Below are 23,034 nucleotides of genomic sequence, written 5' to 3'. Positions count from 1 at the left end.
ATGATACGTCTTTAAACACTTCCCGGAGCTCGGGAAAGACCACATCCACCCAGCGATTAATTTGGTTGATGGAGCTAACAAGACGCTTAACGATCACATCTCGGTTAGCCATAAGCACACGAAGTTTTTCAAATGATTCTGAAGTGGAACGAACGAAGGCATAGTAGCCATTCTTCACCATATCAGCTATAACAAGGGCATCTTTTTTATCACTTTTGGATTGCGTATTATCACGATTTTCTTTGTTTCTTTTGACATGGTGAGGATTGACCGTGACGACATCCATGTTTTGTTTGACTAGCCACTTTGAGAGGTTTATCCAATAATGACCGGTAGGTTCCATTCCTACTATCGTGGTGTCTAAGTTTTTCATGTGTTTTAGTTCCTTGATCCAGTTTAGTAAGCTAGTAAAACCCTCTTCGTTATTTTCAAAAGACAAAGGTTTCCCGACCACAATGCCCCGATAGTTTACAGCACGGGCCACGTGTACGTGTTGGGCAATATCCACACCAACAACTAGATGTTGATCTGTAATTCTCTCAATTAGTTGATTTTGTTTGTTTTGCATTTTAAAATTCATAGTAGGGCTTCCTCCTTAAGACTTTGAGTTAGATTGGACTCTATACTCGTATCTTACTGAGGGGCTCTATTTTTTTCAAACCTGATATTTAACGATCTACAGGAATGCTAACGAGTGCTTTAGTTGTGCGAAATGTTTCTAACTTAAATTGAGAATGGTCACATTACTCAGGTAAAGGTTAGACAGTTCCTTACGGAACTGAAGGGTTATATCGGAGAATCAAATGATAGGGTAACGCCTTGAAGGGTTCTCTCTAAGTCGAATAGCATTGATTTAGTAAGAATGACAGTGTTATAAGCTCGGCAAAAAGGCGTAAGAATTTACCGTATCAGTTCGGCTGGCGAAAGCCTACCTGCGGAGGTGGTGTAAATCATGATGCTTGAGTTGAATGAATATGGTGAGAATGTAAATAAACCTAAATTAAAGGTTGAGCTGACGAACTTCCGAATGTACGGGTCTACACGCACAATACATAGAAATGTGTATATCACCAAATGTGAGGTTAGCAGTGGATAAGTAAGACTAGCTTATATGAAAATCCATGATATGTTACAGGCATATGAACGGCTAACAGGCTTAGAGGAAGCACCTAAGTTCTTTCTATAATAGATATAATTCAACGTTGTAAGCTGATAACGTGGAGGGCTTACTCCTAAAGAAGCGTTGATAAGGAAAACACTAGTGAGAATAGCTACTGTATAACTTATCTTTGTATCAGTGAAAGTGGTGGCACAGTACCGATGAAAGGTCTAATCAACCCGAAGGGATAGCCACTAGACTAGTGAAGAATCATTCAACCATGTAAGACAGTTCTTTATCGGTTAATAAGGTTCTTGTGAGACTAAAAGAGGTTCAACTCCCAAGGGAGTCACCGACTTGTTGAAACGAAAGAAACTGAGACACAGTGAGTATTACGATATGCAACATTGTTTTGACAACTTGTGCTCAAAGTGTAGATGGTCAAAATTTCTATGGCTTAATGAAACTGATTAGTTCCAATGAAAATATACGTCTCGCTTATCGAAATATCAAGAGAAATACAGGGAGTAAAACGGCAGGGACAAATAAGTTAACGATTGACGATATTAAACTTTTATCAGTAGAAAAGGTAATTGGACATGTCAAAAATATGTTTCAAGCATATAAACCAGAAAATGTTCGGCGTGTTTTCATTCCTAAAGCAAATGGGAAAGTAAGACCATTAGGAATCCCAACGATATGGGATAGAATTCTCCAACAATGTATCTTACAAGTATTAGAACCCATTTGCGAGGCAAAATTTCATAAACACAGTTATGGATTTAGACCGAATAGAAGCACTCATCATGCGAAAGCAAGATTGGAATCACTAGTAAATATGGTGGGTCTCTATCATTGTATAGATGTAGACATAAAAGGATTTTTTGATGATGTGCATCACAGTAAATTACTTAAACAAATATGGTCACTGGGAATAAAAGATAAACCATTACTCTCTATCATATCAAAGCTATTAAAAGCAGAGATTGATGGAGAAGGTGTACCAACAAAAGGAACTCCGCAAGGAGGTATTCTATCACCACTTTTATCGAATATCGTTCTAAATGAACTCGATTGGTGGGTAAGTAATCAATGGGAAAACTTTCAGAGCAACCATGTATATAAACATAATGGAAGCAAAGTAAAAGCACTCAAGAAATCAAACCTAAAAGAATGTTACATTGTTAGATACGCTGATGATCTCAAGGTATTATGCCGTACTCGCTCGCAAGCGATTAAAATGAATTATGCCATTAAGGATTTTCTTAATACTAGACTACACCTTGAGACAAGTGATGAAAAATCAAAGGTCATTAACTTAAAGAAGAATTCGTCAGAATTCCTTGGGTTCTCTTTCCGAGTGATTAGGAAAGGAAAGACAAGGATGGGATATGTAGCTCAATCTAATATGACGAAGAAAGCAAAGTCTAACGCACTCATAAAAATTAAGGATTCTATAAAAGAAATTCAGAAAAAGCCATGTGCTGAAACAGTTTGGCGTTACAATACTGTCGTAATGGGGATACAAAACTATTACGCAGCAGCCACTCAAATTTCTGAAAATCTAAGTGAGTTGTCCTCCCATCTAAACAAGGCTTTATATAATCGATTGAAGAATATCAGAACAGAAGCTAAGTTTGATGACATGACTAACACACTACAAAAACGCTATAAAGGTTACTTACCACAATACTTTAAAATACAAGACATGGTGTTTGTGCCCATTTATGCCCAACGGCATAAAACAAACCTATGTTTTTCTCAAGAAACGTGTAACTATACTGCCCGAGGCAGAGCGAAAATACACAACAACCTCAAAGCGATTAACAAAAGAGTGTTAAGCAATGTCATGAAAAAATTCATTCCAAATCGAACGATTGAATACAACGATAACCGCATTAGTAAGTTCATAGCCCAATACGGGAGGTGTGCCATAACAGGAGTTGAGCTAGGTGCAAATGACTGGCACTGTCACCACAAGAATCTGTTTCATTTATCAAAAGATGATAGGTTTTCCAATCTGACAGTGCTTCATGAAGCAGTCCATCGACTTGTACATTTAAAAGATATTAAGAAAATCAAAATTCTAGTTAACTCCTTCGAACTGAACAAAAAACAAAAGGAAAAGGTCAATGAATTGCGAAAACAATGCGGAAACCCTACAATCTAAATTTGGTACCAAACTATGCTTCATTTAAATACTTAGAATTGAATGAATTGGACTAGTTGGAGCGCCGTATGCGATGAAAGTTGCACCTACGGTGCGAGCAGGGGGAAAAGGGAACGATAACTTCAAACCCTTACCTATCTGCATCATTAAGAAGTATGGAAAATGATCAAACAATTTTATAAAAGAATCATTCAATTGAATATATTAAGAGCGTGTTTTGGTCAATCTTTTTTCAAAACACGCTCTTTCTTTTCGTTTACCAAGGTTTTTAATATCAATTTGATCAAACTTTATCTTAAAATACAATCAAAAAAATGGATGAGTTAGGTATAACCGAACTTACCAAGGAGAAACATGCCCTTTTCCACCCATCGGGTGACCCAACTCCGAGTATGGAAGACATTGAAGTCACAAAAAGATTGGCGGAAGCAGGGAAAATTATTGGGATTGAAGTTTTAGACCATTTGATTGTTTCCCATACGGGTAAGTATGTTAGTTTAAAAGAAAAGGGGTTTTTATAATAAGAAAAAGGACGAGCAAGAGGGGGATGTTTCTCCCTTTTGTTCCCAAGGGCTTGAGTCCCTTGGGAAAAGCAATGAAGGAAATAACCAATAAATAAATGGCACACCGGTTGGATCGTCAGCTGGTGCTTCACGCATGGAGAAAAAAACATCCATTTTTCTCGATTTAGAGCAGGCATCGAGCCTGCTTGATGGTTGCTTGATGCAACCTCTAAAACTTACAGTAGCGCCTTCGGGTAGAAGGAGCAATTTGCTGAGCAAATATTCTACGCTCGTAATAAAGTCAGAATGTTATTCCTTCGCTTTCTTCTTACTTTATCTTTACCTTTACAATTTTTCCTCCAGCCTTTTTACCCGCCTGTTCCATTAGTTTCACAAACTGTTTCTTTGTCTCGGTATCCTTTTTGTTCTTTTTCTTCATATATATCCCTCGCAATTTAATATTCTTGCTAAATAGTATCGCCATGGTAAAGGAAGCTTATACATTCCCGGTTCTAAAGTGGCCCCTTCCCCACTATATTGTTAGTAAAGTGGAAAACTGGCAAAGTGACCCTAAGATATGATTCCATTTTTACAGAAAGATAGGAGAGAGGAGGGAAGGGATGTCATCATTGAACCCTTTTTTTGAGCAAATGAAGAAAAAGGATCTAAAACCAAAAGCTATTCAAAAAACATCTTCCGGAAGTAGTTCACACAAAGTAACATCGGTGAGGAAAGTCAGGAAAGACAAGCAGCATGACATTAAGTTCCCTGTCGATTATGTCATGAAGGTAAAACTACGGACCCTTTGCAAAACGTTAAATCCGATATATAAGCAAAAAACGGGAAAACCTTTGACCCAGACGGCCTGCAATACCTTATTGCTAAGGTTCGGTTTGATAAAGAGGAAGGACGTGGATTATAACATACCCTACACTGACACGAAGGAATATATGCATACCTACTTGCTGGAAACGGAATATGGCGAAAGGGGAGGATTGCATGAAGTCGCCATTTTGAAGGACATGTCCGATCGGAGGGTTGCCTATTGCATGATCCATCATACCATTGCCCGGTTAGAAAGAGGGGGTTCCATTGAAGAAATCCTATAGTCAATTCAACCTGTTATCGAACAAGCTGTTTTATGGGACAAAGGAAAAAAAGGGTTTTTTTGATTACTTTTTGCCTAAATATCGATATCTGCAAATTGAAGTACCCTATTATGAATTTTTAAGGAGAGAGGTATTCGTCGAAGACTTGAAGGATCTGTTTGAAGAGGCTCCGCAAAACCTGACACTGTATCATTTGATTGCCCTTCTGTATTTCGACTTTCTGGAACAAGTGAAAAAAGGGGCCAAATATGAACAGCTCTGTCCCTTTTTGATTTCTTCCAAGAAAAAATTCCTGGAACGGCCGATGATTGAAAAAAGGGTATTGAAGCAGGTGACGACCAACCTTTTTTCTTTCGAGCAAAGGGAAGAGGAAGTCGAGGTGACTTCAGAAGAAAAGCGAGCGGAGATCACCCTACGTATCAAGGAGTCGGAGATTTATCGGGGTGAGGTATTCCTGCATGATATTTCTTCATACTTAATGGATGAAGAGTTGACGGTCGAAGATTTACTGGTCATTTTGTTCATGGACTTTCTGAAAAGGATTAAAGAAAAGGGAAACTCAAGCCAAGTCATGAAGGCCATCTTATTGAACTTTGAGGATTACTTTTGATAAGCGATCAAAAAACTAGGCACAGCAAGGATATTGCACAACTAAAAAAAATATTTGCACTGAGTTTCAAGTGTGATGAAATCCTGCAATTAAGCGATATTTGTAACGCTACTACTTCTGAATTCATTTATAAGGACCTCTTTCGGTTTTCACGTAGTGAATAGGGAGCTTAAATTTGAACATCGAAGGAATATAGGTTTTGATGAGGAATTTTTAAATCATAACATGAGAGGACTCCAAACGGGGTTTGCTCTTTTGTTTGATTGAAATAATGTTGTCAGCGGTCTATACGGGATGTCTTTATGCTAATTAGCGATGTGCTACATCCAGGTGAAGCGTATAAATTTGGAGGCAAGAGTAAGCTAACATACGTAAATAAGTTGCCGAGGGAGGTGAGTAAGAATGAGTAATGATGCAAGAGGATCTAAAAAAAATAAACGAAATGATGCAAACCATGTGAATGCTGAGACGAAAGCCAATCAAAGACGAATTTCAGAAAAGAATAACCAAGAGAATAATAATAAGGTTCGGTAGGGACTGATTTTTTTTGATTCCACTATAAATTTCTTCTCATATAACAAATAAAGAATATAGAAAAAATTTTTCTGGAGAACTGATATATCTACATCAGTTCTCTTTCTTTCTTTATTTATCCCCCGAAAAAGAAGGTCATATTCAAAATACGAACCTCGTTAGAATATATAATGTTAAAAGTAATTTGTATAACCTTTAAGATAAAATGAAAGAGTGGTTAAACGCAAAATAAGCATCTTAACAATGCTTATTTCAGACTGTAAACAAACTCGATGAAAATCAAGTTTGTCTACATTTTTTTATGGGTTGTAGCATTTAAAAGTTAATTTCCACTGCAGGTACTCGCGTTCCGCGGGCACTCCGGGAGCCTCCTCGGCGCTTTGGCGCCTGTGGGGTCTCCCCAGTCCTGGACGCGGACCCCTTTAAAGATTTCTTAAGGGATTATTACATATGTTTTTTACTTTTTAAATTGGATGAAACCCTCAATGGATTGAAGAAATTTGCGACAATCCTGACGAATAACTGGCTAGCCGAAACCCTGCTAGATGCTTGCGACAAGGCAGCTTAGCAGACAGGAAATCAACTGGAACTTTTTTTTTCTTTCTAAGAAACTTTGTTTTACATATACTCCGTGTGCTTCAACATTCTTATTTATTTTTTCAACATACAAATGTTAAAATAACCAATGAGCCAATCATCCTACAAATTAGAGGTGTGCATATTGACCATATCTAAAACTAATCGATTATCACTTGTAGAGCAAGTGGTTTCCCAAATCGAATCGTTAATCGAATCAGGTGAATGGAAAATAGGAACTCAGATTCCCCCTGAAATGGATTTGATTCAACAGTTCGATGTCAGCAGAAATACATTAAGAGAAGCTGTACGATCACTTGTTTATGCAGGACTTTTAGTAACGAAACAAGGAAAGGGAACATTCGTAAGGTCAGCCAGTGCCTTGGGCGCTGCATTTGAAAGACGGATCCAGCAGTCAAGTTTATTAGAAACGTTAGAGGTCCGGCATGCTCTTGAAAGAGAGGGCGCCCAGTTAGCGGCATTAAGACGTGATCAAGAAGATATAGAACGATTGCGGTTTCATTTAACAGCATGCATTAAAGCTGCCGAAGCAAAGGATATCAAAGCTTACGAAGAAGCGGACATACAGTTACATAAATCGATTATGGGTTCATCACATAATGATTTATTGATTGATTTGTACGAACAAATGGAACACTCCCTGCATCAATCCATCTATCAAATCGTTGAGATGAGTTCAAATGCGAACTTTCATTTGAACATTCATTGCAAATTTGTGGATGCCATCATCGAACAAGATGTGAACCGGGCAATCGAAGCAGTGAATGAATATATTTCACAATTCAAAAAATCTTTAGAGTAAGTAAGGAGGAAATTATGGCCATTCATCAAACGGCGAATCAACTAGAACAAACTAAATTGGATATAAAACCTAAAGTTGGACTGCTAATCATTGAAATCATTCTTCTTGGGGCAAACCTGAGGGCTCCATTAACATCAGTTGGCCCACTTGTCACTTCGATTCGTGATGACTTGGGGATATCCAATACATTATCAGGATCTTTGACGACATTGCCTTTACTTTCTTTCGCTTTATTATCACCATTTGCACCTAGGGTGGCACGGCGTTTTGGAATGGAGCTTAAACTTTTCCTTTCTAGAAGAGGGGCGTATTGCTGGAGTTTTTTCACAGGAACCTGAAGACATACCCGAACATATAGCGGTAATAGACGGAACAAATTTAAATGGTATTCCTAGCTTTATTGATGGTCATATCCATGGTGCTAATGGTGCGGATGTCATGGATGCGACAGAGGAAGCATTGCAGGCAATAGCGTCTTTTTTGCCACAGGAGGGAACTACAAGTTTCTTAGCAACGACGATTACGCAATCTCCTACCAACATCGAGAAAGCTCTAGTCAATATCGCAAACTATCAAAATAAACCGGGACATGCAGAAGTGATGGGGGGACATCTTGAAGGCCCATTTGTTGAGAAGAAGCGAGCGGGTGCTCAGCCGGAGTAAATGAAGATTCAATATACTATTTGTCGCGGTGTTATTGCAAATACATGGGGATTAATATGAAAATCTTAAAAGTCAAAGATTATGAAGAAATGAGTAAGACAGCTTGTTCCATAATTTCGAAAAGAATGACATCACTTGTAAATCCCGTGCTAGGATTAGCGACTGGATCGACTCCAGAGGGACTTTATAAGCATCTAATTGAAGCCTATAACCAAGGGAAAGTATCTTTTAAAAGTGCTACAACCTTTAATCTCGATGAATATGTTGGAATAAATTCCATGAATCCAAATAGCTATCACCACTATATGAAGGAGAAGTTGTTTGGACATATCGATCTTTTACCAGAAAAAGCTCATTTGCCCAATGGAGAAGCTGCTGATTTGAGCATTGAATGCAGGAACTATGAAAACCAAATTCGGAGCGCAGGTCAAATTGATATAGGTATTAGGATTAGGATTAAACGGGCACATCGGGTTTAATGAACCAGGAACGCCGTTTGTCAGCCGAACGCAAGTCATCGAATTAGCAGAATCAACACGTAGCACCAATGCAAGATTTTTTGCAAACTTGGATGAGGTGCCAACCCAAGCGATTACAATGAGAATCGATACGATCATGGAAAGCAGACAGATTCTCTTACTTGTTTCAGGAGAAAAAAAAGCAACCGCATTTGCCAGGTTGTTGAATGGGGAAGTCTCCGAGGATTTCCTAGCTTCGATTTTACAGAAACATCCTAATGTTGTTATCATAGCAGATGAAGCCGCGTGTATATACGTAGAAAGTCAACATTTGGGTTTTATTGAGGCGTGATTCATTTGCGATTTATAGATTAGGTTTAGGTGGGAGTGGCTTCTTGAATAGGATACGCTTAGTTGGATTCTGGTGCAAATAACTTAAATGTCTTGCAATTAACCTTAAAAACTTGGACATATTGATACTGTCAATCTAAAAAATGGATGTTGTTTAGTGTGGAGAATCTAACTTTATCGAATCGAAGCATTATCAGCATGACATGATTTTGTTAACAGTGAGATGGTGAAGTAAGGGAGGGGGCGGCCAACATGCCCCCTTAAATCCATGGGATCCTTGACTCTGATATAAACGAACCCATCCTTAAATTATTTGATACGAAACTTCAACAAGGGGTAAAGTCTGTACAAGGCGAGATTGAATTCATACATAATTTTTTTTGGAGTAGCCTCATCATTCATAGATGAAAAGGATATTGAGATTCTTGTTTTCTAACAGGTCCTATTTGCACCAGAACCTTAAATACTGTTCGTTTTTGCCCGGTCCTTTTTTGTCTAAAGAATTCCCACATACTTGCATCATCCGCCACTTACTGGCGGAATGAACGCAATGGTATCCTGATCTTTTATCACTTCATCATCGGTTACAAAGCTTTCATTTACCGCTGACATCACTTGATGAAGAGTTGAAAGCTGATATTCTGTTTGAAGATATTGTTTTAATTGCTGAACAGTTATATTCTGTATATCAATTTGCAATCGGTCTACTCCGATTTCTTCTCGTATTCCCGCAAAAAATAAAACAGTAATCACAGCGATTCCCCCTTGTCTGGCTTTCCTTCTGGATATTCAGTTGTCTCTAGTTGATCCCCGATCCACTTCGTTCCGTCTTCCCAGAATTCTTTTTTCCAAATAGGGACGATTTGTTTAATTCGTTCGATTGCATACTCATTTGCTTCATAGGCTGTTTTACGATGGGGTGAGGAAACAGCGATGACAACCGCAATCTCTGTTATGTCTAATTTCCCTACACGATGCGTAATGGCTGTTATCGCATCTGGCCATGTCTCTTGAATTTCGTCGCCAATTTGACTAAGCATTTTAACCGCCATAGGTTCATAGGCTTGATATTCAAGCGACAACGTCTTTTTCCCTTTTGTAAATTCTCTTACCGTTCCAATAAAAGTTGTAAGTGCACCTGCTTCTCTTCTGGCCACCTTGTTTATCAGTTCTTCTACCAATATAGGAGTATGTACAATTTTAAATAAATCCTGATCCACTCTTCCTCACCACTTCTTTCATTATTAGTTTTCCATCAATGTCGTTTTGCTGCTATTTTGAAAACCTACGACCTGTGGGATGGGACAATGTTTCCCCAAGGCCATTCACTTCCTTGAACATCTTCTAATAAGAGAACATCGACAACCATTCCCTTTTGATAGCCTCTTGTGCCACCTGGTAAAATAATGAAGGCATTCGCTGCAGATAAGGAAGAAACTGCGCTAGAGTTATCAAATCCTGAAGAAAATGCCATCAACTTGCCTTGCTCAAAGAAAATGCTCCCCCTAACAAAACGAGTAAACGGATTTGGTTTTGAAAAATCTTCTCCTAACCACGCACTCTCTTTTTTTAAATGTGGTTGATCATTGAATAAGTATGTACGAATAACAGGACGAACAAATAACTCAAATCCAACATAGCAAGCAGAGGGGTTTCCAGATAATCCAAATATAAGTTTATCCTTTAATTGAGCAACGGTTGTGACACTACCCGGTCTCATCGCCACTTTATTAAACAGCACAGATGCACCTAATCTATCATAAATAGCCGGTAAATAATCGTAATCTCCGACTGACACTCCACCTGTTGTAAGTAACAGGTCTACTTCAGATAAAGCCTGTTTAACTGCTGTAAAACATTTTTCCAAATCATCACTTAGCTTACCAAAGTACTTAACTTCTCCTCCTGCTCTTTCAATTTGTGCAAGAATCATATATGCATTGCTGTTGCGGATTTTACCTGGTTCAAGTGGCTCCTCTACTTCAAGAAGCTCGCTTCCAGTTGCTAAGACTCCAACAACGGGCTTTTTAGCCACAGGTACTTTTTTATAGCCATACGTTGCAAGTAAGGCTACCACTCCCGGATTGATATAGGCACCTTTTTTTACTAAAACGGTACCTTTTTGTGTATCTTCACCTTGAAAGGAGATATTGTCCCCTTTCTTGTAAAAGCGTTTAATTTCAATGAATCTCTGATCATGATCTGTAAATTCTCTTGTTAATTCAAGCATCACAACAGCATTGCAGCCTTCAGGAATTTGCGCACCCGTCATAAGACGAACAGCCTCGAACTTCTTTACCTCTTCATGAAAGACGGAACCTGCTCCAATTTCCCCGACTACTTTCAATGATAGCGGATAATCAGTTGTAGCTGTTTCTGTATCCTCCGCTCTAATCGCAAACCCATCATATGGCGATCGATCAAAGGAGGGAACATCATGATCAGCTATTAAATCCTCTGCTAAATAACGACCATGTGCATCTTCAATTCCGACCGTTTCCTTTACACCATTTTGGGTATATTCCATGACTTTACAAACACAATTTTCTACAGGGATTGGGGTTCGTTTCTCTACCATCATTTTTACTCCTTCTATCATCCTAATAAACGATAATATAGATTTTTGGCAACCTGGATATCATTCGTTCCATGAATAAAAACACGACCATCTCGAAAAATAACCATACGATATTCTGGCAGTTGACAAGACAACAGATACGGATTTTGTTCGACAGTTCCATGATTTTTTAATTGCTTTTCTAATTGGTCAAAAGAATATGGAATGACTCGACTAGGTCTAATTTGAACAGTATTTCTTCCACATAATATTTCAGTTTTTGTTTGGTTTTCATAAGCTAAATAAGGATACGTTCTAAGTTTGCCACAAGATGGACAATCTTCCGTTTCTATTTTATCTAACTTAATCGAATAATGTTGATTGCTCCATACATCAAATGTCAAAAAACTATGTCTAATTGATGAAAAATCCTCTACAAGAATCTTAAATGCCTCTGCCACTTGATAAGCAGACACAATTTGTACTGCTGGGCTAATGATGCCCACTGTATCGCACGTCGCTCCTCCAACTGGAACATGTTTTAAAAGACAATGTAAGCACGGTGTTTTTCCTGGAAGAATAGCATAGGTCGAACCATAACTTCCTACACAGGAACCATAAATCCATGGCACATCCTGTTTATGAGAAAGATCATTTAAAATAAAGCGAATATCAAAATTGTCTGTAGCGTCAATGATCACGTCCACATTATGGAGTATATGTCCCAAATTATCTGATCTGGCGTCCATAACATGCGTATTAATGTCCACTTCTGAATTAATTTGGCTTAAATGATTTTTAGCCGCGATTGCTTTAGGCATCTTTGTTTTGGCATCGTGTTCGTTGTATAATTGTTGACGCTGTAGGTTACTCCATTCGACATAGTCGCGATCGATAAGCGTGAGCTTGCCAATTCCTGCTCGGACAAGCGCTTCAGCACTAGCGCTTCCCAATGCTCCTGCTCCTACAATTAATACATGCTTTTGGCTAATTTTCTCTTGCCCGTTAACACCAATATGGTTGAACAGCTGCTGCCGTGAATAACGATCTGACATTGAAATTCCCTTCCTTTCTATCTATATGTAAGTTCAATAACAATCTAATGAGAAAAAATCCGGTTCTGGTGCAAATAGGACCTGTTAGAAACATAGAATTTCAATATCCTTTTCATCTATGAATGATGAGGCTATTCCAAATAATTTTTGTGTGAATTCAATCTCGCCTTGGATAGACTTCACCCCTTGTTGAAGTTGTCCTTTTTTCAGCATATGCATCACCTCCTCTCCACAGATGATATGTTTAGCTGTTCGACGTTTTTAATCCTAGCATAGAACGGATTCACTTCTTTATAAAGCAATGATCTTGCTCCACTATGTTATTCAAGTACTTCTGTTGTCTTAGTTGCATACCATCAGGTATGCTTTTCTTTTTTCAACGCTTCAATTGCTATAGGATAAGCAGGATTCTTATCAACCGTCATGACATGAGGCTTAGAAACATGAAAAGACGCAAAGCTTTCTTGAAGAAGCGCTTTGCAGCTTTTTTGTCTCTTTTTTTACTGAGCTAAAAATCAAATCGTGTTTCCTTTGGAATCCATTGCACAATCCACTGCACGATACAGATATATCCATTGACCTTTACTTTGATATACGTTTCATCGACTCACCAGGAGTCATTTGTTGGCTTAAGATGACGCCGTACCCTTTCATCTAATTCCGGTCCATATTGATGAACCCAACGCATAACCGTTGTGAGAGCCATCGATAAGCCGCGTCTTTCATCATCTCCACTAAATTACGAAAGCTCAAGTTGTACCGCAGGTACCATCTCACTGTTAACAAAATCATGTCAGGCTGATAATGTTTCCACTTGAATAATTTTTGATTTTCCATACTATCACGCACCTTTTTTAAGATTAATAGTATCAGTATGCCCAAGATCTAGAGATTAATTGCTATTACTGCACCAAAACCTAATTTGCTAGTAAGATAGTTGAATTTGGATGGAAATCAAGTGCAAAAAACTTTACTGGATATAAAAAATCATATTGCCATGATAGAAGAAGAACTGGGCACGTACATTACCGTAAAAAATGCATTATAAGAAAGAAGAGGGAGTCAAAAAGTCAAACTCTTTGTCACCCTCCAATTAGTAATTAGATGATCATCCGCCTATATAGGACATTTCAATATTTTTCCTGGATTTTCTCGTTTCCTCGGTGCGTTCATCAGAATAACGGTCGAAACGATGATTCCAAATGCCTTTGATTCTTTCTTCTATCTCTTGATCAGTAGCTCCGCCTCTAATAAAATCCCTAATATCATGGCCGTTTCCATTAAATAAACAAGTGAAAATTTGCCCATTCGCTGACAATCTTGCACGCGTACAGGTTGAGCAAAACGATTCGGATACTGAGGTAATAAAGCCGACGTCGATATCTGTCCCTTTATAACGGTAACGCTTGGCCACTTCTCCGTAATAAGCAGCCCCCACCGGTTCAAATTCAAAATGTTCTTTTAACATTTCATATATGTGTTTCTTCGTAACAACGTCCTCCATTTTCCACCCATTTGTACTGCCGACATCCATATATTCAATGAACCTTAGCTCTAGGCCATGTTCTATACAGTAGGCTGCCATAGGAATAATTTCAGAGTCATTAAGTCCCTTTTTTACAACCATATTGATTTTTATACCAAGACCTGCATTTTTTGCGGCCTCAATCCCTCGGAGAACCGGGCCAACTCCAACATTCCTGCCATTTATTTCACCAAATAGTTCATCATTTAGACTATCTAAACTGATATTTATCCTTTTAAGGCCGGATTCCTTCAACTGTGATGCATATTTAGGGAGCAATACGCCATTGGTCGTTAAAGCAATGTCATTTAGACCATTAATTTTTGAAAGCAATTCAACAAGAATAGGTAAATCTTTTCGAAGAAGAGGCTCTCCTCCAGTTAATCTAATTTTTTCAACACCTAATTTAATGAAAATGCTGGCAAGGCGTGTAATTTCTTCATAGGTTAGTAATTCTGATTTAGGTAAAAAAACATAATCTGGACCGAACAATTCCGCTGGCATACAGTATTGGCAGCGGAAATTACAACGGTCAATTACAGAGATTCGAATATCACGAAGCGGCCTGTCTAATTTATCTTTAACTTGTTGTTTGATCATCACATTTTTTCAACTCCAGATAGAGAAATCATTTAGAATAGTCAGTATATTATGGTGATTAGAGGGCGGTAGATAAACTTCTTTTCAATGGAAAGTACACGTATGGAGAATTACTCCGTAAAAGTTCTTTTACCAGCATGTTTATTATTGAAAGGGAGGAAAAAATTTTTCACTGTACCCTTTTTTACATTAAATCTATCGCAACAAATAAGACTTTTTATGATTATCCATTTGCTCAATGTCTATATTCATTTCCAATTTTCTCGCCTATATTGTTAGTTATTAATAACTAACAATATATAATTTCTATGAAATATATGTCAAGGAATCTGACCTAAAGATAAACTTAAGTTGCGAAGTGATAATTGTGAGTGATGAAAAAAAATTCAAAAATCTCAAAAAAATGTTAGTGACCATTAACTAACACGTGGTATATTAAAATAAACTAATTTATGTAAAAAGTATAGAGGGAGGTGTGGAGTTGGAAAAATATACAATTGTAGACCAAGAAACTTGTATTGCTTGTGGAGCTTGTGGGGCTACAGCTCCCGATGTCTATGATTATACAGACGAAGGAATTGCTTATGTCATCCTTGATCAGAACCAGGGAATTAAAGAAATTCCCGAAGATCTACTTGATGACGTGATTAATGCATATGAGGGATGCCCGACAGATTCAATAAGTTTGGCTGATCATGCTTTTAATGAAAAAACAAAAGAAGTTGAATGAGTTTAGTTTTATTCGATTCCTCATACTTTGAAAATTACCTGGGCAGGAACAAGTAACCGTGGGTTTGACCTTCCCCTAAACGCTAAGATTCCACCGGTTAGCGGTGGATAATCACAGTTCTATGTAAAAGAGTAAAATTCTTATTGAAACACTAAAGAAATAAACAATCAGATAGTAACTTCAGTGTTTTATTATAATGACTAACATATAATTATTAGCTATTTATACTTTAATCAATATACCTAAAATGTTGGTTAATAATAACTAACACACCTTTCGAAATGCATTTGAAATCTTGTTGTAAACCAAAATGACAGCCCTAATAATCTATTATTTTGAGAGGAGGAACTGAACCATGGCAAGTGTAACTAAAAAAATTAACAAAGTTTTAGTAGCAAACCGAGGGGAGATTGCTATTCGCATTTTTCGCGCGTGTACCGAGTTAGACATTCGGACCGTTGCCATTTACTCAAAAGAGGATATCGGCTCTTTCCACCGGTATAAAGCAGATGAATCCTATTTAGTAGGGGAAGGTAAAAAGCCAATTGAAGCTTATCTGGATATTGAAGGAATTATCAAAATTGCAAAGGCCCATGAAGTTGACGCTATCCACCCGGGCTATGGGTTTTTATCAGAAAATGTAGAATTCGCAAAGCGTTGTGAAGATGAAGGAATTATTTTCATTGGACCGAAATTAAAGCATTTGGAGATGTTCGGCGATAAAGTGAAAGCACGTCACCAAGCAACCCAAGCTGATATTCCCGTTATTCCTGGAAGTGATGGACCGATTAAAAGCCTGGAGGAAGCAAAAGCATTCGGGCAAAAATATGGATATCCAGTCATCATTAAGGCGGCTCTTGGCGGAGGCGGCCGGGGAATGCGGGTTGTACAAAGCGAAGATAGTTTAGAGGATTCATATAACCGGGCAAAATCTGAGGCAAAATCAGCATTTGGAAATGATAAAGTATATATTGAAAAATTTGTGCAAAATCCAAAACATATTGAGGTACAAATATTAGGTGACCGGGATGGAAACATTGTCCACCTATTTGAACGTGATTGTTCCGTTCAAAGGCGCCACCAAAAAGTGGTGGAAGTAGCACCCAGCGTTTCCTTACCTGAAGACTTGCGCCATGCTATTTGCGAAGCAGCTGCTTATTTAATGAAAAACGTTTCCTATTTAAATGCAGGAACAGTAGAGTTCCTTGTTACAGATGTTGAATTCTATTTTATTGAAGTAAACCCGCGGGTGCAGGTTGAACATACAATAACAGAAATGATTACAGGCATTGATATTGTTCAATCCCAAATTTTAATTGCAGACGGCTATTCTCTTCATAGCCAAGAAATGAGAATCCCAAAACAAGAAGATATTCAGGTACACGGTTATGCGATTCAATCTAGGGTTACAACAGAGGATCCCTTGAATAACTTTATGCCGGATACTGGAAGAATTATGGCCTATCGTTCTGGAGGAGGGTTCGGAGTACGTATGGATGCAGGGAACGGATTTAATGGGGCAGTTATCACCCCCTATTATGATTCCCTTTTGGTAAAAGTAACAACTTGGGCTTTAACCTTTGATCAAACTGCGGCGAAAATGGTGCGAAACTTAAGGGAATTCCGGATCCGTGGAATCCGGACCAATATTCCGTTCCTTGAAAAAGTGGTAAAACACCCTAAATTTATCAAAGGTGAATATGATACATCGTTTATCGATAAAACACCTGAGCTGTTTGTTTTCCCGCAACCAAAGGACCGCGGGACAAAAATGCTTAGCTATATTGGAAACGTCACAGTGAATGGATTTCCAGGAGTGGCTAAAAAGAAAAAGCCCCTTTTTGAAAAAACAAGATTACCTAAGGTTCATGATTATGAACCGATTCCAGACGGAACGAAACAAATTCTAGATGAAAAAGGCCCTGAAGGAGTCGTAAATTGGATTAAAGAACAAAAGGAAGTATTGTTAACCGATACAACCTTCCGTGATGCCCATCAATCCTTGTTGGCCACTCGTGTGCGTACAAGCGACTTGATGAAAATTGCAGAACCGACTGCCCGATTAATGCAACATTTATTTTCTGTTGAGATGTGGGGCGGTGCAACCTTCGATGTATCCTACCGATTTTTAAAAGAGGATCCGTGGGACCGGTTATTGAAGCTGCGACAAGGCATGCCAAATATTCTGTTCCAAATGCTTCTTCGTGCATCCAATGCAGTTGGCTATAAGAATTATCCGGATAATGTCATCGAGGAATTTGTCGAAAAGTCTGCACAGGCAGGAATTGATGTCTTCCGAATTTTCGATAGCCTTAACTGGGTAAAAGGGATGGAACTGGCGATTGATTCTGTGAGAAAGAATGGAAAAATTGCCGAAGCGGCCATGTGCTATACGGGAGATATTTTGGATCCTTCAAGAAGAAAATACGATTTAACTTACTATAAAAATCTGGCAAAAGAGCTGGAACAATCCGGTGCCCATATATTAGGCATTAAGGATATGGCTGGTCTGTTAAAGCCACAGGCGGCCTATGATCTGATTTCCGCATTAAAAGAAACTGTTGAAATTCCCATTCATTTACACACTCATGATACAAGTGGCAATGGACTTTTCATGTACGCAAAGGCAATCGAAGCAGGTGTTGACATTGTTGACGTCGCAGCAAGCTCCATGGCTGGACTAACATCACAGCCAAGTGCAAATTCGCTCTATTATGCATTAGAAGGGCATAATCGTAAACCGCAAATGGACATCCAGGGATCGGAACAAATTTCTCATTATTGGGAAGATATCCGAAAATATTATGCTGATTTTGAGAGTGGCATGAAAGCCCCTCACACCGAAGTATATGTTCACGAAATGCCGGGAGGCCAATATAGTAACCTGCAGCAGCAAGCGAAAGCAGTGGGCTTGGAAGATAGCTGGGATCAGGTAAAGGTAATGTATTCCCGTGTGAATCAGTTGTTTGGCGATATCATCAAAGTAACGCCATCTAAAGAACTTGCTGAACTTGATTATAAAAGTAGAAAAAAAGATATTTCGCTTCTGACTGATGAAACTGTGAAAGAATATGAATGGTTTTTAGAAAAAGTTAATGCTCAGCCAGAACATACTCCTCTTCAAAGGTTGTTGGAGATATGGCCCTTTATATGGTTCAAAATCATTTGTCCGAAGAAGATATTTTTGAACGAGGTGAGACACTTGATTTTCCAGACTCAGTTGTTGAATTGTTTGAAGGCTATCTTGGCCAGCCTCATGACGGATTTCCAAAAAAGCTTCAGCGCATTATTTTAAAAGGGAAAGAACCAGTAAATGTTCGCTCCGGAGAAATTTTGGAGCCAGTGAACTTTCAAGAAATTAAAGAGATGTTGTATAGTTCATTAAAACGTCCTGTGACAAGCCACGATGTTATTGCCTATGCCTTATATCCGAAGGTGTACATGTACTACCATCAAACAGTCAATAAATATGGAGATATTTCCGTTCTTGACACGCCAACGTTTTTATACGGAATGCGTCTAGGCGAACAAATTGAGGTGGAGATTGAAAAGGGGAAAACCCTCTTTGTTAAACTTGTTTCAATTGGTGAGGCGAAAGCAGACGGTACACGTGTTCTTTATTTTGAATTAAATGGTCAGATGCGTGAAGTTCTTATTAAAGACGAGAATATTAAAACGACTGTTCAAGCAAGATTGAGAGCAGATCCCGGTAATCAAAGCCATATCGGGGCATCTATGCCAGGCACCGTTCTGAAGCTCCTTGTTGAAAAAGGACAAACCGTATCAAAAGGTGATCATCTTATGATCACAGAGGCTATGAAAATGGAGACAACCATTCAAGCACCATTCGATGGATTGGTAAAAGATATTTATGTATTAAATGGAGAGGCTATTCAATCAGGAGAGTTACTTATTGAACTAACAACATAACAGGTAAAAGTAAATTGATCAGTAAAGATAATTTTAGCCTCATTGATATTCAGAGAGAGAGAGGAGATTTCGGAATGCATTTAACGGTCTAGTGCATAATTCTATCGATAAGGAATATGAGGAGATGGGTTAATGTTGTTATCTCAAACGGTACACTTGTCAAAGAATATAAGAAAACTTAAATTTCAAATGTACAAAACCGCTAGTCATAAAGGGATAGCTAGTGAAGAGGTTTTAATGATTAGTCAGGTTTTAGACAAGGAAATTGTAAAATTCCAAAAGATTTTATTAGCGCTAACCCAGTAATATTGATGATTTACTAATGTACAGTTACTTTGCTTTTTGTATTTTTATATTAATTGTAATAAAAATATATCTGATTGTATTATACAGTGTTATTCTAGCTTTATAGAAAACCTTTTTGAGGTGAATATTATGTCAGTTAATATAGTAAAATCTGATGATAAAAAGATGCCGGCAGTATTTTCAAGGACAAATCCGTTCCAAGCGAAGGTTCTTAAAAATGTTAACCTAAACGGAGTTGGATCTGCTAAAGAAACAAGGCATATTGAGTTATCATTAGAAGGATCAGGTCTTTCGTATAACCCAGGTGATGCTCTTGGTATTGTTCCTTCAAATGACCCAGAACTAGTAGCATCTCTTATTGAGGAAATGAAATGGGATGGCGAAACACCTGTAACAATTAATAAACAAGAGGAAACTCTTTCATTAAGGGAAGCGTTAACATCATGTTTTGAAATTACCCTATTAACGAAAAAGATTTTACAACAAGCATCAGGTTTAACAGAAAATGAAGAGTTGAGAAATCTAGTTTTGGTTGAAAATGTAGACAAGCTTAAGGAATATATTAATGGACGTGACTTACTTGATATGCTGCGTGATTTTGGTCCATGGAATGCATCTGCACAAGAAATTGCGGGTCTTTTAAGAAAAATGCCACCACGTCTCTATTCCATTGCAAGCAGTTTAGCCTCTCATCCTGCACAAGTTCATCTAACGATTGGAGCTGTAAGATATACGTCTCACGGACGTGAACGAAAAGGTACTTGTTCTATACAAGTTGCTGAGCGTGTTAATGAAGGGGATACACTTCCAGTTTTTGTTCAGCCAAATAAACACTTCCATTTGCCAGAATTAGATAAGGACATTATTATGGTCGGGCCAGGGACAGGCATTGCACCATTCCGTTCCTTTATCGAGGAGTGGGCAGTTCAAAAGGCCACAGGCAGATCTTGGCTGTTTTTCGGTGATCAGCATGTAACATGTGATTTCCTTTATCAAGATGAATTGGAAAAATTTCAAGAGGATGGTGTGCTTACAAAAATAGACACTGCTTTCTCTCGTGATACAGCTCAAAAAGTATATGTACAGCATAAAATTCTTGAAAACAGCAAAGAATTATTCGAATGGTTGTCAAATGGCGCGCATTTCTACATCTGCGGTGACAAGGAACATATGGCGAAAGACGTCCGTAACGCGATGATTGATGTTATTGAAAAAGAAGGCGCAATAACCCGTGAAGAAGCTGAAGCGTATTTGACCGATATGCAAAAACAAGGCCGTTACCAACGTGACGTATATTAAAGTTTTCTGGAAATAACTCTCTCGGTGAGGATTATTTCCAGTCCTCCTTTTTACGGTGTTGAAAGTATTGGGCCTGTAAGGCTCAGATTAATAGAATTAATTAAATAATCAAAATATATTGACGGATCTAAAATTCGGATTAATAATAAAGAGTAGGAACAAAAATTACTATACTAAAATTTCATTACACCCCACGAAATGTAAACGCTTAATATTAGAGGGGATTCAACTAATATGATACTCACTGGTACTTGTTAAGGGGCGGATAATATGCAAACGATATATAAGGAAATATTACGGTGTAAGAATCTCGGTTTAAGAGGGGTTCTTGGTACGATTATTTCTACACAAGGTTCCACTTATCAAAAAAACGGTGCAAAATGTTTTATCGCAGAAGATGGAAAACTTACAGGGTTAGTAAGTGGAGGGTGCGTTGAAGGGGATATAAAAGAGATTGCATTACAGATTATTGAAGAAGGACAACCCAAAATCATTCATTATGACTTTCAGGATAAAGGGGATTTAATATGGGGATTGGGGTTAGGCTGTAACGGCAAGATAAATATATTACTTGAACCATATATTCCAACCACCTCTGAGTCGGAACTTTTTGAAGAATGGTTTAAGCAGGGAATGGATAAAACCTTGCATAGTATAATAGTGGTTGAAGCAGCGAATTCGAGTTTGGTTGGAAGCAAGTGGATAATCGATCCAGAGACTCAGGAATATAATCACATTCCATTTAAGGAAATTATTAATGATTATGTAAGTAAAAAGGATTTACAGTCCAACTACTGTAAACTGGAAAATATAGATGGTAATGAGAGATTCCAAGTATTCTATGATTCGATTTCTCCTTCTCCAAGACTTGTGGTATTTGGTGCTGGTCCGGATGCAATACCGTTAGTTCAAATGGCAAAACAGATAGAATGGCACGTCACCGTACTGGATCATCGTCCAGGATATATTAATCAAAAGAATTTCCGGGAAGCAGATGAATTAATAAATTTTAAAGCAGGAGCAATACCTGAGATAACGCTTAAAGAAAATACCTATGTTGTAATTATGTCGCATCATTTTCTACATGACCAGATGATGTTAAAGGAAGTTATCAATTCAGAGGCGGCTTATATTGGTTTGCTAGGGCCTAGAAAAAGAACTTATGAATTGGGCAAAAGCTTAGGAATAACTAATCATCCTAATTTGCATAAAATTCATAGTCCAATAGGTTTGGATATTGGATCAGTAACACCTGAAGAAATTGGGTTAAGCATTTTAGCTGAAATTTTAATGGTGTTTAGGGGAGGGACAGGAAATAAACTCACAAAAGGGATGATTAATTTCTCTAGCAAGGAGGAAGAGCAATTATTAGAAATATAAATAGTCACGTATGGGCTATTATTTTAGCTGCTGGCTTTTCGAAACGAATGGGTGAACCGAAATTGCTATTGCCCTATAAAGGAAAAGCATTAATTAGACATACCCTTGATGAATGTTTGAAATCAAAATTGGATGGAATTATTGTCGTCGTGAATCCACAGATAAAAAAACTGGTCGAAGAGTCACAAATTGATGGAGTTAATAAAGTCGTATTGAATGACTTTTCAAACGAGGGGATGTCCACTTCGGTTAAACTTGGATTGCAATCATTGCCAGATTCTGTGCAGGCGGCTATTTTTTTATTGGGGGACCAGCCATTAATGACATCTCACGAAATCAATCAGATTATAAGAGACTATCATCATCAGCCGAATTGCTCTATTATTCAAGCTGAATATCAAAACGGTAAGGGGCATCCCGTCCTATTCAAAAGAAATATGTTTCCTCCTTTATTAAATATTGACGGGGATGAGGGTGGAAAATCAGTCATCACCAAATTTAAGGAGCATGTGTATTATTCTGAGTTGAATAGAAAGATCATAACTGATATAGATACACCCGAAGATTACAAGGTTTTAATCGAGGGGGAAATGGATGATGAAAATAGAATTAAATAAGTATTCAGAATAGTGTTGACAAGTAACTTTACTCTATAATACTATTAATATAATGGAAATAGTATTATAGAGTTAGTTAGTACTAACACTCTTCAATAAGACGCGAATATTTTTTTAAATAATTCGTTAGTGTGTGCTA

Annotated in this window: 17 protein-coding genes and 7 pseudogenes; 17 read left to right on the top strand and 7 right to left on the bottom strand. The window is 37.9% G+C overall.

Features of this window, described 5'->3' with window-relative positions; translation table 11 throughout:
- The coding region (locus J7I96_RS00465; RefSeq protein WP_215048036.1) for an IS110 family transposase at positions 1–580 on the bottom strand (580 nt) is incomplete at its 3' end.
- Positions 581–952: 372 nt separating this feature from the next.
- Here J7I96_RS00465 and J7I96_RS00460 point away from each other — a divergent pair.
- The 10 genes and pseudogenes from J7I96_RS00460 (at position 953) to nagB (ending at position 8,897) form a co-directional block, all read left to right on the top strand.
- Positions 953–1,096: a hypothetical protein gene (locus J7I96_RS00460; protein WP_214922303.1), complete on the top strand. Its 144-nt coding sequence runs from the start codon at positions 953–955 to the stop codon at positions 1,094–1,096.
- 363 nt (positions 1,097–1,459) lie between these two features.
- A pseudogene (gene ltrA, locus J7I96_RS00455) lies at positions 1,460–3,269 on the top strand (group II intron reverse transcriptase/maturase).
- Positions 3,270–3,634: 365 nt separating this feature from the next.
- Positions 3,635–3,790 (top strand): annotated as a pseudogene (locus J7I96_RS00450) (JAB domain-containing protein); the annotation flags it as partial.
- Positions 3,791–4,392: 602 nt separating this feature from the next.
- The gene (locus J7I96_RS00445) at positions 4,393–4,881 is read left to right on the top strand and encodes a hypothetical protein (RefSeq protein ID WP_214922299.1); all 489 of its coding nucleotides are present in this window, start codon (positions 4,393–4,395) and stop codon (positions 4,879–4,881) included.
- Positions 4,865–5,491: a hypothetical protein gene (locus J7I96_RS00440; protein WP_214922297.1), complete on the top strand. Its 627-nt coding sequence runs from the start codon at positions 4,865–4,867 to the stop codon at positions 5,489–5,491. The genes J7I96_RS00445 and J7I96_RS00440 overlap by 17 nt, the downstream gene beginning before the upstream one ends.
- Positions 5,492–5,893: 402 nt before the next feature.
- Complete coding sequence (locus J7I96_RS28315) at positions 5,894–6,025, top strand: hypothetical protein (protein ID WP_285289440.1); 132 nt, start codon at positions 5,894–5,896, stop codon at positions 6,023–6,025.
- A 721-nt stretch (positions 6,026–6,746) separates the two neighbouring features.
- The gene (locus J7I96_RS00435; RefSeq protein WP_214772926.1) at positions 6,747–7,424 is read left to right on the top strand and encodes a FadR/GntR family transcriptional regulator; all 678 of its coding nucleotides are present in this window, start codon (positions 6,747–6,749) and stop codon (positions 7,422–7,424) included.
- Between the two features lie 14 nt (positions 7,425–7,438).
- A pseudogene (locus J7I96_RS00430) lies at positions 7,439–7,720 on the top strand (MFS transporter); the annotation flags it as partial.
- Positions 7,692–8,087 (top strand): hypothetical protein, encoded by a 396-nt coding sequence (locus tag J7I96_RS00425; RefSeq protein ID WP_311315151.1) that lies wholly within the window; start codon positions 7,692–7,694, stop codon positions 8,085–8,087. The pseudogene J7I96_RS00430 and the gene J7I96_RS00425, both read left to right, overlap by 29 nt.
- 56 nt (positions 8,088–8,143) lie before the next feature.
- Positions 8,144–8,897: pseudogene (gene nagB / locus J7I96_RS00420) on the top strand (glucosamine-6-phosphate deaminase).
- A 518-nt stretch (positions 8,898–9,415) separates the two neighbouring features.
- Here the strand turns inward: nagB and moaD are convergent.
- The 6 genes and pseudogenes from moaD to moaA all read right to left on the bottom strand — a co-directional run bounded on the left by moaD (position 9,416) and on the right by moaA (position 14,633).
- The gene (moaD, locus tag J7I96_RS00415; protein ID WP_214772887.1) at positions 9,416–9,649 is read right to left on the bottom strand and encodes a molybdopterin converting factor subunit 1; all 234 of its coding nucleotides are present in this window, start codon (positions 9,647–9,649) and stop codon (positions 9,416–9,418) included.
- Positions 9,646–10,116 carry a molybdenum cofactor biosynthesis protein MoaE gene (locus J7I96_RS00410; protein WP_214772888.1) on the bottom strand — a complete coding sequence of 157 codons (471 nt, stop codon included), beginning with the start codon at positions 10,114–10,116 and terminating at the stop codon, positions 9,646–9,648. The genes moaD and J7I96_RS00410 overlap by 4 nt, the downstream gene beginning before the upstream one ends.
- Before the next feature lie 65 nt (positions 10,117–10,181).
- Entirely contained in the window at positions 10,182–11,474 is a 1,293-nt protein-coding gene (locus J7I96_RS00405; RefSeq protein ID WP_214922292.1) for a molybdopterin molybdotransferase MoeA, read from the bottom strand.
- 17 nt (positions 11,475–11,491) lie between these two features.
- Complete coding sequence (locus tag J7I96_RS00400; protein ID WP_214772889.1) at positions 11,492–12,508, bottom strand: molybdopterin-synthase adenylyltransferase MoeB; 1,017 nt, start codon at positions 12,506–12,508, stop codon at positions 11,492–11,494.
- 84 nt (positions 12,509–12,592) lie between these two features.
- Positions 12,593–13,345 (bottom strand): annotated as a pseudogene (locus tag J7I96_RS00395) (IS6 family transposase).
- 271 nt (positions 13,346–13,616) lie between these two features.
- The gene (moaA, locus tag J7I96_RS00390; protein ID WP_214772890.1) at positions 13,617–14,633 is read right to left on the bottom strand and encodes a GTP 3',8-cyclase MoaA; all 1,017 of its coding nucleotides are present in this window, start codon (positions 14,631–14,633) and stop codon (positions 13,617–13,619) included.
- 481 nt (positions 14,634–15,114) lie between these two features.
- Here moaA and J7I96_RS00385 point away from each other — a divergent pair, with 481 nt between their 5' ends.
- The 7 genes and pseudogenes from J7I96_RS00385 (at position 15,115) to J7I96_RS00355 (ending at position 22,895) form a co-directional block, all read left to right on the top strand.
- Positions 15,115–15,363, top strand: coding sequence for a ferredoxin (locus J7I96_RS00385; protein WP_214810094.1), 249 nt, complete (start codon positions 15,115–15,117; stop codon positions 15,361–15,363).
- A 355-nt stretch (positions 15,364–15,718) separates the two neighbouring features.
- Positions 15,719–18,355 (top strand): annotated as a pseudogene (pyc, locus tag J7I96_RS00380) (pyruvate carboxylase); the annotation flags it as partial.
- Between the two features lie 125 nt (positions 18,356–18,480).
- Positions 18,481–19,293: pseudogene (locus tag J7I96_RS00375) on the top strand (biotin/lipoyl-containing protein); the annotation flags it as partial.
- A gap of 132 nt (positions 19,294–19,425) precedes the next feature.
- Positions 19,426–19,599: an aspartyl-phosphate phosphatase Spo0E family protein gene (locus tag J7I96_RS00370; protein ID WP_214772892.1), complete on the top strand. Its 174-nt coding sequence runs from the start codon at positions 19,426–19,428 to the stop codon at positions 19,597–19,599.
- A gap of 129 nt (positions 19,600–19,728) precedes the next feature.
- A complete protein-coding gene (locus tag J7I96_RS00365) occupies positions 19,729–20,898 on the top strand; it encodes a sulfite reductase subunit alpha (RefSeq protein WP_214772893.1) in 1,170 nt (389 codons plus the stop codon).
- A gap of 270 nt (positions 20,899–21,168) precedes the next feature.
- Positions 21,169–22,278, top strand: coding sequence for an XdhC family protein (locus J7I96_RS00360; RefSeq protein ID WP_214772894.1), 1,110 nt, complete (start codon positions 21,169–21,171; stop codon positions 22,276–22,278).
- Positions 22,263–22,895, top strand: coding sequence for a nucleotidyltransferase family protein (locus J7I96_RS00355; RefSeq protein WP_311315153.1), 633 nt, complete (start codon positions 22,263–22,265; stop codon positions 22,893–22,895). The genes J7I96_RS00360 and J7I96_RS00355 overlap by 16 nt, the downstream gene beginning before the upstream one ends.
- Positions 22,896–23,034: the final 139 nt, after the last annotated feature.

Source organism: Bacillus sp. ISL-78 (assembly GCF_018613455.1).
GTDB classification, from domain to species: domain Bacteria; phylum Bacillota; class Bacilli; order Bacillales; family DSM-1321; genus Peribacillus; species Peribacillus frigoritolerans.
This window is presented reverse-complemented; position numbering and strand designations above follow the sequence as displayed.

What these genes read in the sequence shown, in the direction of transcription:
- J7I96_RS28315 (WP_285289440.1), top strand. Translation starts at nt 5,894, where the DNA reads ATGAGTAATGATGCAAGAGGATCTAAAAAAAATAAACGAAATGATGCA.
- J7I96_RS00370 (WP_214772892.1), top strand. Translation starts at nt 19,426, where the DNA reads ATGTTGTTATCTCAAACGGTACACTTGTCAAAGAATATAAGAAAACTT.
- J7I96_RS00360 (WP_214772894.1), top strand. Translation starts at nt 21,169, where the DNA reads ATGCAAACGATATATAAGGAAATATTACGGTGTAAGAATCTCGGTTTA.
- J7I96_RS00400 (WP_214772889.1), bottom strand. Translation starts at nt 12,508, where the DNA reads ATGTCAGATCGTTATTCACGGCAGCAGCTGTTCAACCATATTGGTGTT.
- J7I96_RS00460 (WP_214922303.1), top strand. Translation starts at nt 953, where the DNA reads ATGATGCTTGAGTTGAATGAATATGGTGAGAATGTAAATAAACCTAAA.
- J7I96_RS00365 (WP_214772893.1), top strand. Translation starts at nt 19,729, where the DNA reads ATGTCAGTTAATATAGTAAAATCTGATGATAAAAAGATGCCGGCAGTA.
- J7I96_RS00405 (WP_214922292.1), bottom strand. Translation starts at nt 11,474, where the DNA reads ATGGTAGAGAAACGAACCCCAATCCCTGTAGAAAATTGTGTTTGTAAA.
- J7I96_RS00445 (WP_214922299.1), top strand. Translation starts at nt 4,393, where the DNA reads ATGTCATCATTGAACCCTTTTTTTGAGCAAATGAAGAAAAAGGATCTA.
- moaA (WP_214772890.1), bottom strand. Translation starts at nt 14,633, where the DNA reads ATGATCAAACAACAAGTTAAAGATAAATTAGACAGGCCGCTTCGTGAT.